At 40.3% G+C, this 13,897-nt stretch carries 13 protein-coding genes; 5 read left to right on the top strand and 8 right to left on the bottom strand.

All coding sequences use genetic code 11. The features are described 5' to 3' along the window. The 5 genes from NTV63_01165 to NTV63_01145 all read right to left on the bottom strand — a co-directional run. Positions 1 to 1,335 (bottom strand): ThiF family adenylyltransferase (locus NTV63_01165; protein ID MCX6709548.1); only part of this gene is annotated, 1,335 nt, incomplete at its 3' end. A gap of 2 nt (positions 1,336 to 1,337) precedes the next feature. Next, complete coding sequence (locus NTV63_01160; GenBank protein MCX6709547.1) at positions 1,338 to 2,897, bottom strand: Mov34/MPN/PAD-1 family protein; 1,560 nt, start codon at positions 2,895 to 2,897, stop codon at positions 1,338 to 1,340. 2 nt (positions 2,898 to 2,899) lie between these two features. Beyond that, complete coding sequence (locus NTV63_01155; protein ID MCX6709546.1) at positions 2,900 to 4,273, bottom strand: hypothetical protein; 1,374 nt, start codon at positions 4,271 to 4,273, stop codon at positions 2,900 to 2,902. 1 nt (position 4,274) lies between these two features. Beyond that, a complete protein-coding gene (locus tag NTV63_01150; GenBank protein ID MCX6709545.1) occupies positions 4,275 to 4,784 on the bottom strand; it encodes a hypothetical protein in 510 nt (169 codons plus the stop codon). 35 nt (positions 4,785 to 4,819) lie between these two features. Then, positions 4,820 to 5,287, bottom strand: coding sequence for a hypothetical protein (locus tag NTV63_01145; protein MCX6709544.1), 468 nt, complete (start codon positions 5,285 to 5,287; stop codon positions 4,820 to 4,822). Between the two features lie 411 nt (positions 5,288 to 5,698). On the opposite strand from NTV63_01145, the gene NTV63_01140 reads away from it, so the two are divergent. Further along, positions 5,699 to 6,163, top strand: coding sequence for a hypothetical protein (locus NTV63_01140; protein MCX6709543.1), 465 nt, complete (start codon positions 5,699 to 5,701; stop codon positions 6,161 to 6,163). A gap of 62 nt (positions 6,164 to 6,225) precedes the next feature. Continuing rightward, positions 6,226 to 7,860, top strand: coding sequence for a hypothetical protein (locus NTV63_01135; protein ID MCX6709542.1), 1,635 nt, complete (start codon positions 6,226 to 6,228; stop codon positions 7,858 to 7,860). Between the two features lie 13 nt (positions 7,861 to 7,873). On the opposite strand, the gene NTV63_01130 is transcribed toward NTV63_01135, so the two are convergent. After that, complete coding sequence (locus NTV63_01130) at positions 7,874 to 8,728, bottom strand: hypothetical protein (GenBank protein MCX6709541.1); 855 nt, start codon at positions 8,726 to 8,728, stop codon at positions 7,874 to 7,876. 229 nt (positions 8,729 to 8,957) lie between these two features. After that, positions 8,958 to 9,167: a hypothetical protein gene (locus NTV63_01125; GenBank protein MCX6709540.1), complete on the bottom strand. Its 210-nt coding sequence runs from the start codon at positions 9,165 to 9,167 to the stop codon at positions 8,958 to 8,960. Between the two features lie 492 nt (positions 9,168 to 9,659). Here NTV63_01125 and NTV63_01120 point away from each other — a divergent pair, with 492 nt between their 5' ends. Further along, positions 9,660 to 10,607, top strand: coding sequence for an aminopeptidase (locus NTV63_01120; protein ID MCX6709539.1), 948 nt, complete (start codon positions 9,660 to 9,662; stop codon positions 10,605 to 10,607). A 2-nt stretch (positions 10,608 to 10,609) separates the two neighbouring features. Here NTV63_01120 and NTV63_01115 read toward each other — a convergent pair whose 3' ends face one another. Next, positions 10,610 to 11,911 (bottom strand): HAD-IB family phosphatase, encoded by a 1,302-nt coding sequence (locus tag NTV63_01115; protein ID MCX6709538.1) that lies wholly within the window; start codon positions 11,909 to 11,911, stop codon positions 10,610 to 10,612. A 397-nt stretch (positions 11,912 to 12,308) separates the two neighbouring features. On the opposite strand from NTV63_01115, the gene trpS reads away from it, so the two are divergent. Together trpS and NTV63_01105 are read left to right on the top strand one after the other, a co-directional pair. Further along, positions 12,309 to 13,391 carry a tryptophan--tRNA ligase gene (gene trpS / locus NTV63_01110; GenBank protein MCX6709537.1) on the top strand — a complete coding sequence of 361 codons (1,083 nt, stop codon included), beginning with the start codon at positions 12,309 to 12,311 and terminating at the stop codon, positions 13,389 to 13,391. A gap of 70 nt (positions 13,392 to 13,461) precedes the next feature. Then, positions 13,462 to 13,776, top strand: a complete 315-nt coding sequence (locus tag NTV63_01105; protein ID MCX6709536.1) for a hypothetical protein — start codon at positions 13,462 to 13,464, stop codon at positions 13,774 to 13,776. The last annotated feature ends 121 nt before the right edge of the window (positions 13,777 to 13,897 follow it).

The following is a 13,897-nucleotide window of genomic DNA, read 5'->3' as shown; positions in this document are numbered from 1 at the left end:
ATCGAGGTAAGGTATCCCAAGCTCAACTGCGCAGATGTTAAGGTATGCCCTTGCCATTGGGTTGTCCACGCATCCCAGAATCATTTCATATCCACCTTTTTTAATAAAATCCCTGCTTATTGCTCTCATTTCCTCATTGCTGCAGGATATCCCGAAATTGCTTGAAAGAAATTTCTGAAAATGCCCGGATTCGCCTATCCTGCCGTAAATTCCCCTTGAATTTATCCGGGGGTTTATCCTTCTGATTTTTTCTGAAAGCACTTCTGCTTTTTTGGCTGATTTCCCTATTGAATAAGGATCGCAGATTAGAATCTGCCTGTTTGCATTTGCAAGCTCAACCCTGTCAAAGTCAACTATGTCAATGTTTTTCACTCCGAGAAGGGCAAGCTCAAGCGCTGCAAAGTTCCCTATTGCTCCTGCACCTGCAATCAGAATCTTTTTGTCAATTGATTCAGGTTCAGGGGATAATCCCAAGGATAAGGCATTTTCGCAGCCTTCATCATAAAAGAACCTGCTTTCATCTCCTCTGCTGTAGAGAATCCTGTGAAATGCCCTTTTTTCAGGGTCGCCTTTTATCATGAATGCGTCTTTTCTTAGAAAGTCAAGTGCAAGCCCTGCTGCAACCCCGCTTGTAACTGCGCCCTGCTCTTTTCCCCTGAAATGTTCATAGAAACCAGATGAACCCTTAACTGCTTTTTGGCTCTTATTAGGTGCATTTGGATTGTAAATCTCAGCATAGGAAAAAGTGCTGTCTGATGAAGCGCTTATGAAAGTTTTTTTGGAATTTTCGCAGTATCTCCTGCACTCTTCCTTTGATTTCGGCTCATTTGTGGCATCTATCACAACGTCAAAAGAGGATATTCCAATGCTTCTGTAATCGCAGTTAAGCCCTCTTATCTCAACATAGCTGCTTGGGTTTATCTCCTCTCTTATCAGCCATTCAAGGGATTTTGAGGATGAGCTGTAAGGCGATTTCTTAAGAGAGTGCATAAATTCATTCCTGCCCCCTTTTCCATTTTCATTTCCAAGGATGAAGATATGCCCTGCCCCAAGGACAGATAAGGATGGAGCAAAATAGTTTGCAATTGCGCCAGTTCCTATTACTGCAATTCTCCTGTTAAGAAGCGCCTGCTGGTTCCATCCGCTTATAATTTCCTGCCTTGAGAACCTGTTGTCAATCCCTGTTAAATATTCAGAGTTGGCTTCATTGCTTTCATCATTATGAATTGGATTTTGCAATTTATTTCCAAATTCATCCAGAATAGTTGGCTTCTGAACGGGATTTCTTATTCCTGTGCCTAAAGCCTTTTGAAGATGGTATTGCAATGAAGCCATTTTTACCCCTTCCCTGAAACTTTTCCTGAAAGATTGTAAAATTCAGCTATCTCCCTTCTCTGCATTTCATATATTTCCTTTTTATACATGAGGCTTTCATTATCTGAAAATGCCTGCATTATATAGGAAAGCGCCTGGATTAAAATGCTGTCCTGAGCATCTTTTTTATCATAACGAGATGCAATACTTCGGTCAATTCCTTCAATCTTCCTTTCAATTTCAGATAATTCCCTGTCTCTTAAGAGGTAAGCGCTGCTTTTAATCCCTGAAAGCACAGCCATTCCTGAAAGAGCATTGCTTTTTATGTCATCAGGAAAATTTTTGCTGTCGGCAATTATTCCTGAATAAAATTCCTCAAGCCCTGGTAAAATCCTTCTTATCTCGGGAATATCCGCCTTTTTAAGCCTCTTTTCTGAATAGTAAATCATCCTGGCTTTTCCATCATTTATCTTCTTGCGGACTCTGTCTGCCTTAATTGGAGAAATCCCTTCCCTCCAAATTAAACTGCGGTCAATGTCTGTTGTGCTGTATTTCTGCTTTGAGACATAATCCTCAAGGATTCTTTTAGACAGCTCATTTCCTGATGGCTGAGATTCTATATTATCCGGAATCAGGATGATTCCCTCCAATTGCTTGTCTTTTTGGGGCAGGGTCTGAATATCAAGAGGCTCAGGCAGGAAAAGCTGCCTATCTTTCATATTGGTTTTGTCATTATCTGAATTCAGCTTTCCAATCTCAACTCCCCTGAATTTAACAAGAAGAGAAGCCTCTTTTTTTGCAGTTTCATAAAGCTCGGATTTGTCAAATTCAAGCCCCTGGATAATTTCCAATGGGGCATCCTTTACCTTCACTGTCTCTTTTTTTCTGGGTTCAGTGTAATAAACTTCAGAATACACCTTTCCATGATTATTGACAACAACGCTGTATGCAAAATCAGTTCCTATGAATCTCTGCTCGCATATTGACCTGACTTTCATATCTGAAAAGGGGTTTTGCCCTTCAAGCTTAATCTCAAACACCTTTTTAGGGTTGTCATCTGAGGTGAGCCGGATTATTGTTTCATTTCCGCTTTCATTTTCAATTGTTTCTGCCTTCAATTCCTGCCCTGCAAGGAAAACCCTCTGCCTTCCAATTTCAAGCTGGTTGTATGCTGAAATTTCCAAAAACAAATTTTTAAGGTTTTCATCATCGCGCGAGGAGTGAAAAGCATTCATGCTGTTGTGGCTGTGCCAGCAGCCGATGATTTTTTTGCCGCTTTTCTGAAGGAATTCAGATTCCTCACTCAGCCGCTCCAGGTTTCCGTCATATGTTGTAGAGGATACCTCCTGTCCCGGCGAAAGGTATGCTTCTGTTGCGATTCCGTCAAACCTGTCAATTTCGCCCACAAGAATGCCTCCGCATTCAAGCTGCATTTTTGAGATGTCGCATACAGCCCTTGCATAAGCCCTGGCTTTTTCAAGGGCATAGTCAGTGATTTTGACGCTTGAAAGGATTTTTTCAAGGCTCATCTTCTCATAAAAATTGTTCCTGATAATCTTGTTTATGAAGTCTACCTGTTCCATTGCTATCTCCTCCCAAGGTTGCAGAATTGCAGGTTTGTGCAGACCGGCTTCTTGTCAGCAGGTGTTTTTTCAAATAAAGAGCGCTCATTTGAGAAGTAATTATTTTCATTAAGCCTGTGATAAGGCGTGTTTACCCCTCTGTAGCCGCATAGAAGGTTGCTTTCCCCGAAATTAAGCGCAACAATGTACTTTGCTGCAAGGGTATCCACTGAATCAATCTCCTTTTCAGTGTAGGAGTCAGAGCCGCAGCAGATTTTTGAGTATCTTGATGAGCCGTCTCCGGGAAGGAAAGGATGCCTATGGCTTTCAATCACATAAAGGTATGAACTTGGCTTAAGTATCTCGCCCCTTCCGCTTTTATTTAATAATGTTGCAATTCTGACTGGCTGGAAGGCATATCCTGTGCTGTCAGAAGGGTCTATAAGAGAATACGGCTTTCTGTTGTTTATCCACTTGTAAAGGTAAAAATCAGCTCCCTCTTTTTTTATCCCGAAATCTCCGTTCTCATAAAAGCCCTTTTCTTCAAATTCCTTTGCAATGCTCTCAAATTCCTTAATATTTCGCCCGCCTATTTTTTTTGATTCATAACTCACGTGCTTTTCAAGGATTTCACCAAGCATTTCAATGAAATAATCCCGGGATTTATTGGAAAACTCATCAAAGCCCATTAAACTTTTCAGGGAATATTTTCTTCCTTCAAATGCCACCTGCATGCTCCCGTATTCAGTTTCTTTCATCTGGTTAAGCAAATATATCATGCCGTTGTCTGAGATGAAAAGATTATTTTCTATTCCCGCCTTTTCTTTCATTGCCATTTCAAATGAGCTTTCGCCTTTTGCCAGGAGCTCTGAAAAAATTGCGTCTTCAATGCTCCTTTTCTTCTCTTTGCTTATTTCATCATTCTTTGCTGCGCCAGAAAGAGGAGAATTTTTGGCGCGTGTATTGAAACCAAAGCTTCTTGCCATGCGGAAAATAGATTCCTCATCCTGAAGGGTTATTGCCCTTTCCCTGAAAAGAGGGCCTTCCTCAAGGTCAATTGCAAATGCTACCTCCTCGCGCCCTTTTATGAAAGTTTTAGCGCTATTTTCAGAATCATTTTTCAGATTTGAAGATTTTTCCTCTGTCTTGCTGATGAGTTTCCTTATTGCACTGCTGTTTTCCGAGATGTATAAATTCTCAATGTTCTTTAAGGATTCTGAGCTGTAAAGCGCCCATAGAGCGCCTGATATTCCAATCCCTGCTGTTTCAGATTCGCTTTCAGGAAGGTCAATTGCGTAAAGCCTTCCCCCTGCAATGAGAAAAGGGCTTTTGCAGATTATCTCCTTAATTCTCATTTCAGGCAGTTCCTGGGCTAAATTGGCGCTTTTTGGCTTCATTTTACCTTCTTACAATGGATTCAAGCCCTTTCCTGTCAGGACATCCGGCAATTGGATTAACTGAAATTACGAGATAGAGCCCCTTGTAAGGAATAATCCTGTTTGAGTCAGGGTCAATGAATTCAGCATCCTCAAAAAGCGGAAGGGCATGCGCAGTACTGTAGTCATGTATGAACTTGTCCTTCATCCCATCATAATCAAATTCGCGGAATGAAGACAAATTTTCGCTTGTTGGCTTTGTAATATTAAAGCCCTTAAGCGAAAGCGCCTGCACTGCCATCTTATTATTGGAAGAGTATTCCTCAATAGTGTTTACTATGCCTTCTTTTATTTTGAGTTCCTTCTCATCAAGCTCGTCCTGATTCAGGATATCCTCAATAAGCTGGTATACTGTAGTATCAGGCTTTTTTAGAAAAAGCCCGCTCACATCCTTGAAAAGTGGGCTCACTCCCAATCTGTCATTCAATATTTTAGATTCGCTCAAAAATGCCGTGTATTTTTCATTTTCCATTTTTTCCTGCCTCCAAATTTTTATACATATTTTATTTACTGCCTTTCCCATGGATTTTCAGAAGCCACAAGGTATAGCCCCTTGTACTTGACAATCTTCTCTGTAATAGGGTCAATGAATTCTGCATCCTCAAAAAGGGGAAGGGCATGCGCATTCAGATAATCATCTATGAATGTTGTTTTAAATTCTCCAGCATCAAATTCCCGAAATGAAAAAGTGCTTTCCAATGACGGTTTTATGATATCGAAATTCCTTAATGAAAGCGTCTGAACTCCGAGCCCATTCCAGGATTTGAAAATTTGTATGAATCTTTTTGTTGTATCCAGAATATCACGTTCTTTTCTGTCAAGACCATCCTGTTCAAGTATGTCAGCCATAAGCTGGTAAACAGTTAATTCTGGATTCTTTTCAACAAGCCCTGTTACATCCATAAAAACAGGACTTATTCTAGGTTCAGAATCCAAGGACATTTCATTATTCAAAAGCCCGATGTATTTTTCCATTTTTTTTCACCTGAATAAACACTGATTTTCTTAAGAGAATTACAGGCAGGTATCGTTTAAATGGGTTTTTTAGGTAAAACTGGAAGAATTTCAGATATTCTGAAAATAATCCGGATAGTCCCGAAAATGCTTCAATTTAGTGAATTTAATCCGGAAAGTGTGCGAAACCCATAAAATAAGGAAATTCTGCGTCTTAAAATTTTTTTTCCTAAGAAATTTTTCAGGGATTTATTTTTTGTCCCTGTTTTGGGACTCAATATGCTCTTAAAAATACACTAAAAAAAGATATTGATGCACACTAAGAATGCTTATATATCATGAAGAGATGATAAATAACCGTGATAGATATTTTGGACTGCTGGGCTTAGGCCCGGTGGTTCAAAATCATTTACCTTCTTAGGTTGATTGATTATGGAAATTAGGAGATGCCTTAGGAAAAGCGAGCTGAGCTGCCTGTGTTTGAACGACTACTGCTACAGGCAGGGAGAGGGCTTCCGCTGGTATTTCGGCGACGGCATGATAGGGATAACAGCAATTCCTTCCAAGGGCAGCAGGCTGAATTCGTCAGAATATTTCACGCGGGGCTTTATGATACAGGATGATGCCCTTATTGTAAATCCTCTGGAACAGATTATACTTAGAAAGAATGAAAGCGAGGGCTGGATTTCCGGGAACAGGGAACTCCATACTAATGTTTCGGAATTGATAGAATTCCTGCTTTCAAGAGATGCAACATACGCTTACCTGACTTCCATAAACAAATCCGGGATTCCCGGCAATATCCTTACATTCTCAGGATTCCCCCCTGAAAGCGGGCTTTACAAGGAAAGAAGGGCAATGAATGTTATCGTTCAATACAATTTTAAGGATATTTGATTCTATTCAGTTTTTTAGAAAGATTAATATATAAACTCTTTAATAATTGGAATGGAAAAGAGATGAAAAGGCTGTATTCTGAAGAGAGCATAATCTCCCTAAAAAGGCTTGTTGAAAGGAGAGAAGACAGCAGGTTCATAATAGGTGACAAAAAGTCAGAGATTTATGTCAGCATCTCAAAAATCGGGCACGATATTCTCAACCTTTTTAATGGCAGAAGAAAAGTTTCAGAAATAAAAAAGATATCCTCTGAAAGATACGGCAGGGTTAATATCAATAAGTTCATCCATAATCTCCTCAAGCACGGCTTTGTTGACAAGATTGACGGCAGGCAGTACATCGAGAGGGGCATTTCTGAGATAAAGCCAATATTTCAGGAAATAAGAAAAAAGCATGTAAAATGGCTTTTTTCCCCTGCGGCGTATATCATATATGCTGCAATAATCATTTCTGCAGTTTATTTCCTTATTGATGTGCCAGGGCTTCTTCCATCATACTCAGATTATTTTTTCATAAACCGTGTTGCAATTCTTGCTCCACTCTCATTTGCAGTTGGCTGGATTCTAGTTTTCCTGCACGAGTTTGCACACCACATATCAGCGCGCTCAATCAATGTTCCGGCATCCTTTGGAATCACCAACAGGCTCCACTTTCTCGTTGCTGTCACAGATGTCACAAATGTTTATTCTGTTGAAAGAAAGAAAAGGTATAGGGTGTATCTTTCAGGGCTTGTAGCAGATCTTCTTATCACCTCAATTGCAGTGATTTTCATGTGGCTTGCTGTCAGGGGAATCCTGACAATTCCGCTCCTTCTCTTCAGGTTCCTTAAGTTTCTGGTTCTCCTTGAGTTTTTGGGAATTATCTGGCAGTTTTACTTCTACCTTAAGACAGACATATACTATGTTTTTGAGAATCTCTTTAAGGTGAACAACCTGAACAGGAAAACCTCCCTTTTCATAAGGGAACTATTCTCCCGTTTTTCAATAAGGAAGCACCACCATTTCAGGATAGCGCACCAATCGCGCTTTGAGAGAAATGTTGTGCATGCATATTCTGTTTTCTTCTTCATTGGAATCGGGGCAAGCATTGCAGCCCTTCTTTTTTATGAGCTCCCAATCGCATTAACCCTTATTGCATCCTCAATCTCAAAGCTATTCCTGGGTGCAATGTTCAGCATCTATGCAATGTTTTATGACTCAACAATATTCCTCTTCTTCTGGCTGATAAATCAGGCACTTCTGCTTTATGCGCTCATAAGGAATTACAAGCTTTATCTAAAGCCGTTCTTTTACTGGGTTGCCATACTGATGCTCTTTTTGACAAATTACCTGCTTGTCCTCCTTTCAGTAATAATTATGATTATTGAGATAAAAAGCCCTTTAGCCTTCTATTCAATCCTGTTTTTCATGGGGCTTACCTTTGGGATATCTGTAATCTGGCTTGTGGAAAAGCTCAACCGCATTTCAGAGGAAATAATGATTAGAGTGTTTGCCCCTGCAATAACTGTCATTGTTTCTTTCTTCATTGCATCTTTCACTGAGTATTTTGTCTTATCAACAGGCATTGCAACAAGGATTTTTCACAGCAGCCACCTGATTGTGCTGGTGTATGCGTCAGGAATCTCAGCAGCATATGTCATTATGGTGTCTTTCGAGCTTGCGAGAAGCAGATTAAAGGATAAGCAGCTAAGAAAATAATTATTCATTTTCTTTATTTTTTCTGCAGCTCTAAAATCATCTGCTTCGGGCTTAGGTAAGAAAACTCATATGCCTGATTAAGCATCAGGGCTGAGAGCTCAGCAGCTCTGTATTTTTTTTCAGGAAGCACTGACAGCTTATTTGCAATTGCCCTTGCGACAAGCTGCGTATGGCTGCCGTTAAGCTGCGAATAATCAAATTCGGACTTGAAGTCAAATCCCTTCTGTCTCATTGCATTTCTTTCTCTGATTCCATGACTTTCAAGGATTGAGCCAAACTCACTTTCAACAAGCGTTGATGCATCCGGCTTTTGATAATATGCCACAATGTTATCCCTGTAAAAAATTGCGCTCTCCGGGTTCCTGGGAATCTTAAATGTTATTCTGTCATCAGACATAATTGTAATTTTTTCAGCTGCATTTGCAAAATCTCCAACACAATCAGCAAGAGAATATGCGTTTTTCATGCATTTCTGCAAATCCTTCGGAGCAGGAATTGAGAAAAAGCTTTTGTATTCAACCTCAACCTTTTCTCCCTGAAAATCAGCTTTTTCCCTTTCGAATGAAGGATATTCATTGAAGAAAAGTATCCATTGGGACTTATCAAGCCGTTTTGTGAATCTCATGTTCTTTGATGAATCTTCAATTCTTTGGAAGTATTCTTCTGAGAATTTTTCTCCCGCAATTGCTTCAAGATTTCTTCTTTCTTCAGCAGTTTTCCTTATCCCGAGAAACTTGTAAACTGCCTTTTCAATCGCTCCAAAATTGGTTCTGTCTGAAGAAAGAATCTTTGAAACTGCAGTTGCGGCCTCAATCCTGCTGGGCTCATAATTAAAGCAGGATATCCCGAATTTAGGCGTGTTTCCCATTCAGCAGAGAATTGAATAAGAACTATTTAAATTTTTTGTTCTTTTACCATCATTAAGTAATAACTATTCGAAGATACAGAGACTGCCTTTCTCTGAGAAATCAAAATGGAAGTCAGGTAGGAATATCTCAGGAATTCATATGGTTTATCAATCAATAATGCGCAGAGAAGCGCCATTATAAAATAAAATTAATAAGAAATCCAGTTAAGTTTTTTGCCAAGGAAATTAATTATCTCTTCTTTTTCATTCGAGATTTTGCAAGCTTTATGAGCCTTCTTATCTTGGAAGCCTTGCTCTTACTGCTTGGTTTTCTGCTTCTCTTTCTTAAGCTGCTCAGCCTTTTAACCTTGGATTCCTTGCTTTTTTTGCTTGGCTTTCTTCCATTGTTCTGTTTGGCAGATTTCTTAGATGATTTCTTGAGTGTCTTCTTTTTAGCCATTTTATTCCCCGCCTTTAAAGAATTCAAAAGCTGGCATCTGGACTCGGTGAAGAAAGTTCCTTAAACAATTGCTGAAATCGTTCTTAACCTATCAGCATGCTTTAAAGGTTATCTTCTTCTCGCCACAGACAAGCTTAACAAACGCAGGTTCCGCGTGGTGAGATTTAGTCCAGCCACCAACGCCAATAGCCGAACGCTTGACAGAGGCTGCCATGGTCGAATCATTTTCAGGACAACCGAAATGTCCGTGCCAGCTTTATGTGACAGTATTACTTTAGACTGAAAAATATATAAATGTTTCTTATTATCAAGAAATGGTTAAACAGATTTACAATATTCTCGTAGTAAATAAAAAAGAATCTTTAAAAAAAGAGTATGCGCCGATTAAATCCTGAAAAAGAAGAAGACAAGGTTATATTTATAATTTTCCAATCTGAAATTATGGGATTTTTTCAGCAAATCTTTATTAAGGAGATACTTTTCTCTTTTTTTATGTCAAAAATGGATTACAAGAATGCCTCGCTTAAGCTTCTTAAGGAGAACCTGGCGCTGAAAAGGGGGGAAAAGCTCACTGTTGTCACAGACAGACAGAACTGCCCCATATTCAGCGCAGTTTCCTTTGCGGGAAAAAAACTTGGCGCCCAGGTTAAGCATATTCACATCTCCAACAACAGAACAAACAGCGAGCCCGTGCCTGAATTAAGGGCTCTTTTCCTTAACAGCGATGTTATAGTTGGGATAACTGACAACAGCCTCTCGCACTGCCCTGAGACCAAGGAAGCAATGAAGAAAGGCGCAAGGATAATCACAATGCCCGGGATAGGAAAGAGCAATTCCCTCTTCCTTAAGGCAATTAAGGCAGATTCAGGCAAGATTCATGCAATTACAAAAAAGCTCGCTGACAAGATGAAAGGAGTGAGAAAAATAAGGGTTACAAGCCCAAAAGGCACAGAGCTTATGATTATCGCAACTCCTTCCACAATTGACCTGGATAACGGCGATTCAACATCTCCCGGAAGCCTGAACAATCTTCCATACGGCGAGGTCTCAGAAGCGCCTGTGAACATCGCTAACGGGATTCTTGCAATAGACTCATCTGACTTGGGGATATCACCTTCTGATAATGTAAGAGTTGAATTAAGGAACGGGAAAATTATCTCCTGCAACAACAATAATGCAAGGCGCTTTGTCTCCCTGCTGAAAAAGATTGACGGCGAACGCGCGACAAGGATTGTTGAGATAGGGCTCGGAACAAACTATCTTCACACAAAGCTTATGGGAAACATCCTTCATGATGAAAAAATGATTGGGACAGTGCACATTGCATTCGGGGGATATGGCGATAAGAGAAAATGCAAGATACATGAGGATGTCATGGTTCTTAAGCCAACTGTCTGGTTTGACGGAAAAGCGGTAATAAAAGACGGAAAAATCCTTTGAACTTATTCAACAATAACAAGAACTTCTGACAGGTTTGTTATCTGGATATCCCCTGTTTTTATCTCAGGATTGTAGGCAAGCGAGAGCCCGCACGCCTGAAAGAGGCAGGAGTCATTTTTTCCGTCTGCAACTGCAACGCATTCCTCAGCCGTTACCTTAAATGATTTCATCAAGTCCCGCGCAGCGTCACCCTTGCAGAAGATTGAGTCGCAGCATTCTGAATTGTGCCTTGTCTTTGCAATTACTTCCCCGGTGAATTTCCCATCCTTCCCAATAACAAGCACAGGGCAGATTATTTTATCTATTCCCATCTGTTTTGCGAAGAATTCAACAACGGGCGAGAATGCGCATGAGACAATTGCTATTTTATAGTGCCTCTTTTTCAGCCAGTCAATCACTTTTTCAGCGTGCTTTGCAAAGTGAATCTTGCTGCAGGCGCGCTCTACCTCCTTTTTTGTTTTGCCCTTAAAGCATAATGCAAGGGAAGCAGTAATGAAAGAGTCAGTTATCTCACTGCGAGCGTATTTTCTTCTTAGCTTATCCAGCTTTTCTTTAAAGCCGAGCTCTTTTGAGATTACATCTATGCTGCTTTCCTTTATTATGGTATTATCAAAGTCAAATATGATGAGCTTATGGTTTTTTGCAAAGAGCCCTATTTCAGAGAGAATTGCCTTTATCACCTGTTCAGACATTCCCACAAGGTTTTCAAGGGGCTGTTTCTTGTGGGCTATAAACCCAATGTCCACTTCCTTAGTTCTTACCCCTTTCTTCACCATCTGGATGAGTATCTGTATATCCACACCCCATCTTTCATCTATATCCAGGTATTTAACAAGCTCTTTTTTTATTGCGAACTGCCCGCTTAACGGCTGCTTGAAGTTCACAAATGGAAGCAGAATTTTAAGGAGGGGCTTAACCACAAGCTCAGTAACCCTTCCCCTATTCCTGTGAAAGGATGTCTTTACAAAATCTGCCTCGTCAAGTATTATAGGCTTTATTATTGAGGATATTTTTCTTGAAGAAATATTGTATATGTCAGCATCCACAAACAGCAGTATGTCGCCGGATGCATTTTTGATTCCTGTCATTATTGCAGCGCCCTTTCCCCTGTTTTTTGGATGCGATATTACCTTTGCGCCTGCTTCTTTGGCATATAAGAAAGTCTTGTCTGATGAGCCGTCGTCAACAACAATAATCTCGTCAATTAATTTTACTTTTTTTGCCGCCTCAACAACTCTTGAAATTGACTCCTCTTCATTGTAAGCGGGTATTATGCATGTGACAGATATAATTATCGCCTCCAAAAACGATATTTCAGGATTCCCCGCAAAAAATAGAGTTCATAAAAAAATCTGAGGAAAAATTTGCCGGCGCTCTGGACTCGGTAAAAGAGTTCCTTACAATGACTTACTCGGACTTCACCTTCTGTGCATTGTTAAAGGTTATCTCCTTCGTGCTTGAAACATAGCTTACCCAGGTGCAGATCATCTATAACGAGGTATGTCCAGTCGTTATATCAATCGCCGAACACCTAGCAGAGGCTGCTTTAGCCACATCCTTTTCAGGGACACCCGAAAATTCCGCGCCAACAGGGAATATAAAAGATACTGAGTATATAAACTTATAGTGAGAAAAATGAACTTTTGCAGTGCTTTTTGCCGGGAATAAGTTTATAAATAAATTAATCATCAGAGTTTTGATATGGCAGAAATAAATCCCTGGGGCTCAGGCAAGATTGAGGACTATGAGCATGTGTTTGAGGAGTTCGGGCTCTCAAAATTCACAGAATACAATATTAGTAAGCACTATCTTTTCAGAAGGCAGATTATAATTGCGCACAGGGATTTCTCAAAGATTTCTGACGCAATAAAAAACAAGAAGAAGTTTCTCCAGCTCACTGGAATTGCCTCATCCGGGGATTTTCACCTCGGGCACAAGCTTGACATTGATTTCTACCTTCTTTTCAGAAAGCTAGGCGCTAAGAGCAGGTTCTGCGTGTGCGACATAGACGGGTATGTGAGCAGGCCTGATGCTAAAGTCCCTTCAATAAGCGCTGCAAAAGTGATTGCAGTGAGAAACGCAGCTGACGCAATTGCCTTGGGGATTCCGCCTGAGGAGATTTATGCGCAGTCGCAGAAGGAAAAAGAGTATTATCAATTGACTTATGAAATTTCCAAGAAAATCACAAGCAACACATTTGAGGCAATCTACGGGCACACTGACTTGGGAAAGATTTCAGCAGTGCTTCTCCAGATTGCAGACATTCTTCATGTCCAGATGCCTTTCATGTTCGGAAAAGCTCCCTCAATAACAGGAATAGGGATTGACCAGGACCCTCACGCGCGCCTGACAAGAGACGTTTCAAAAAGGCTTGGCTATGACTTGGAGATGCCTTCATTCTTCTATTTCAAGCACCTGTCTGGCTTAAAGGAAGGGAGCAAGATGAGCTCGTCTGAGCCAGACACCGCAATATTCCTGAAGGACTCCCCTGAAGAAGTCAAGAGAAAGATTTCAAGATGCTTTACAGGTGGAAAGGATTCTGTTGAAGAGCAGAGAAAAACAGGAGGAAATCCGGAAATCTGCAAGGTTTATGAAATCCTTAAGTTCCATAATCCAGATGAGAATTTTGTTTCTGAAACGCATAAGAACTGCAAGTCAGGAAAGCTTCTGTGCGGCGAGTGCAAGAAAAACTGCATTGGTTTCCTGAACGAAATGCTGAAGGAGCACCAGGAGAAATACAAAAAGGCCGTTCCAGCAGCAAAGAAAATAGTTTACGGGAAATAAATTTATCTTCTTAATCAAAAGTTTTATATATTAATATTATTACTTTTCAGTAATAAACGATGTGCTGCAAATGGAATACTTTCAAAAGATGAAATTCATATGCGAGCTTGAAGACGGAATCAGAGGGGAGCATATGGGAAAGAGGGAAAGCCCAAGGATTCTTTATGAAAGAACCACAACTCCTTATTACAAAAGCACTCATTCAATAGCGGATTATGCAAGAAATCCTTCTGCTGAATTTGAATTATACCTGCCGTCAGATGAAGAAATAAGACAAAGACATATAGACCTGCTCGGACAGGAACTTAGCAGGAGAATAATAATTGACATTGACCTGTTGCATCCACGGGGAAGCGGAAGCGATTCTCTGGACGACAAGATTTAATCAGCAGCCACTATTTTACAAAAATTCGGGGGCGGTTTAAATGGAAAAATACTATGAGAGCAAAGATATGCAGGACATTTATGAGAAAATAGTTGGAGTGATAGGAAAAACCATTCCTGAA

The sequence above is a fragment of the Candidatus Woesearchaeota archaeon genome (genome assembly GCA_026394965.1).
Taxonomy (GTDB): Archaea; Nanobdellota; Nanobdellia; order Woesearchaeales; family 0-14-0-80-44-23; genus JAPLZQ01.
This window is presented reverse-complemented; position numbering and strand designations above follow the sequence as displayed.

Coding starts and splice junctions, on each gene's coding strand:
- NTV63_01160 (MCX6709547.1), bottom strand. CDS start 2,897: ATGGAACAGGTAGACTTCATAAACAAGATTATCAGGAACAATTTTTAT.
- NTV63_01155 (MCX6709546.1), bottom strand. CDS start 4,273: ATGAAGCCAAAAAGCGCCAATTTAGCCCAGGAACTGCCTGAAATGAGA.
- NTV63_01150 (MCX6709545.1), bottom strand. CDS start 4,784: ATGGAAAATGAAAAATACACGGCATTTTTGAGCGAATCTAAAATATTG.
- NTV63_01145 (MCX6709544.1), bottom strand. CDS start 5,287: ATGGAAAAATACATCGGGCTTTTGAATAATGAAATGTCCTTGGATTCT.
- NTV63_01140 (MCX6709543.1), top strand. CDS start 5,699: ATGGAAATTAGGAGATGCCTTAGGAAAAGCGAGCTGAGCTGCCTGTGT.
- NTV63_01135 (MCX6709542.1), top strand. CDS start 6,226: ATGAAAAGGCTGTATTCTGAAGAGAGCATAATCTCCCTAAAAAGGCTT.
- NTV63_01130 (MCX6709541.1), bottom strand. CDS start 8,728: ATGGGAAACACGCCTAAATTCGGGATATCCTGCTTTAATTATGAGCCC.
- NTV63_01125 (MCX6709540.1), bottom strand. CDS start 9,167: ATGGCTAAAAAGAAGACACTCAAGAAATCATCTAAGAAATCTGCCAAA.
- NTV63_01120 (MCX6709539.1), top strand. CDS start 9,660: ATGTCAAAAATGGATTACAAGAATGCCTCGCTTAAGCTTCTTAAGGAG.
- trpS (MCX6709537.1), top strand. CDS start 12,309: ATGGCAGAAATAAATCCCTGGGGCTCAGGCAAGATTGAGGACTATGAG.
- NTV63_01105 (MCX6709536.1), top strand. CDS start 13,462: ATGGAATACTTTCAAAAGATGAAATTCATATGCGAGCTTGAAGACGGA.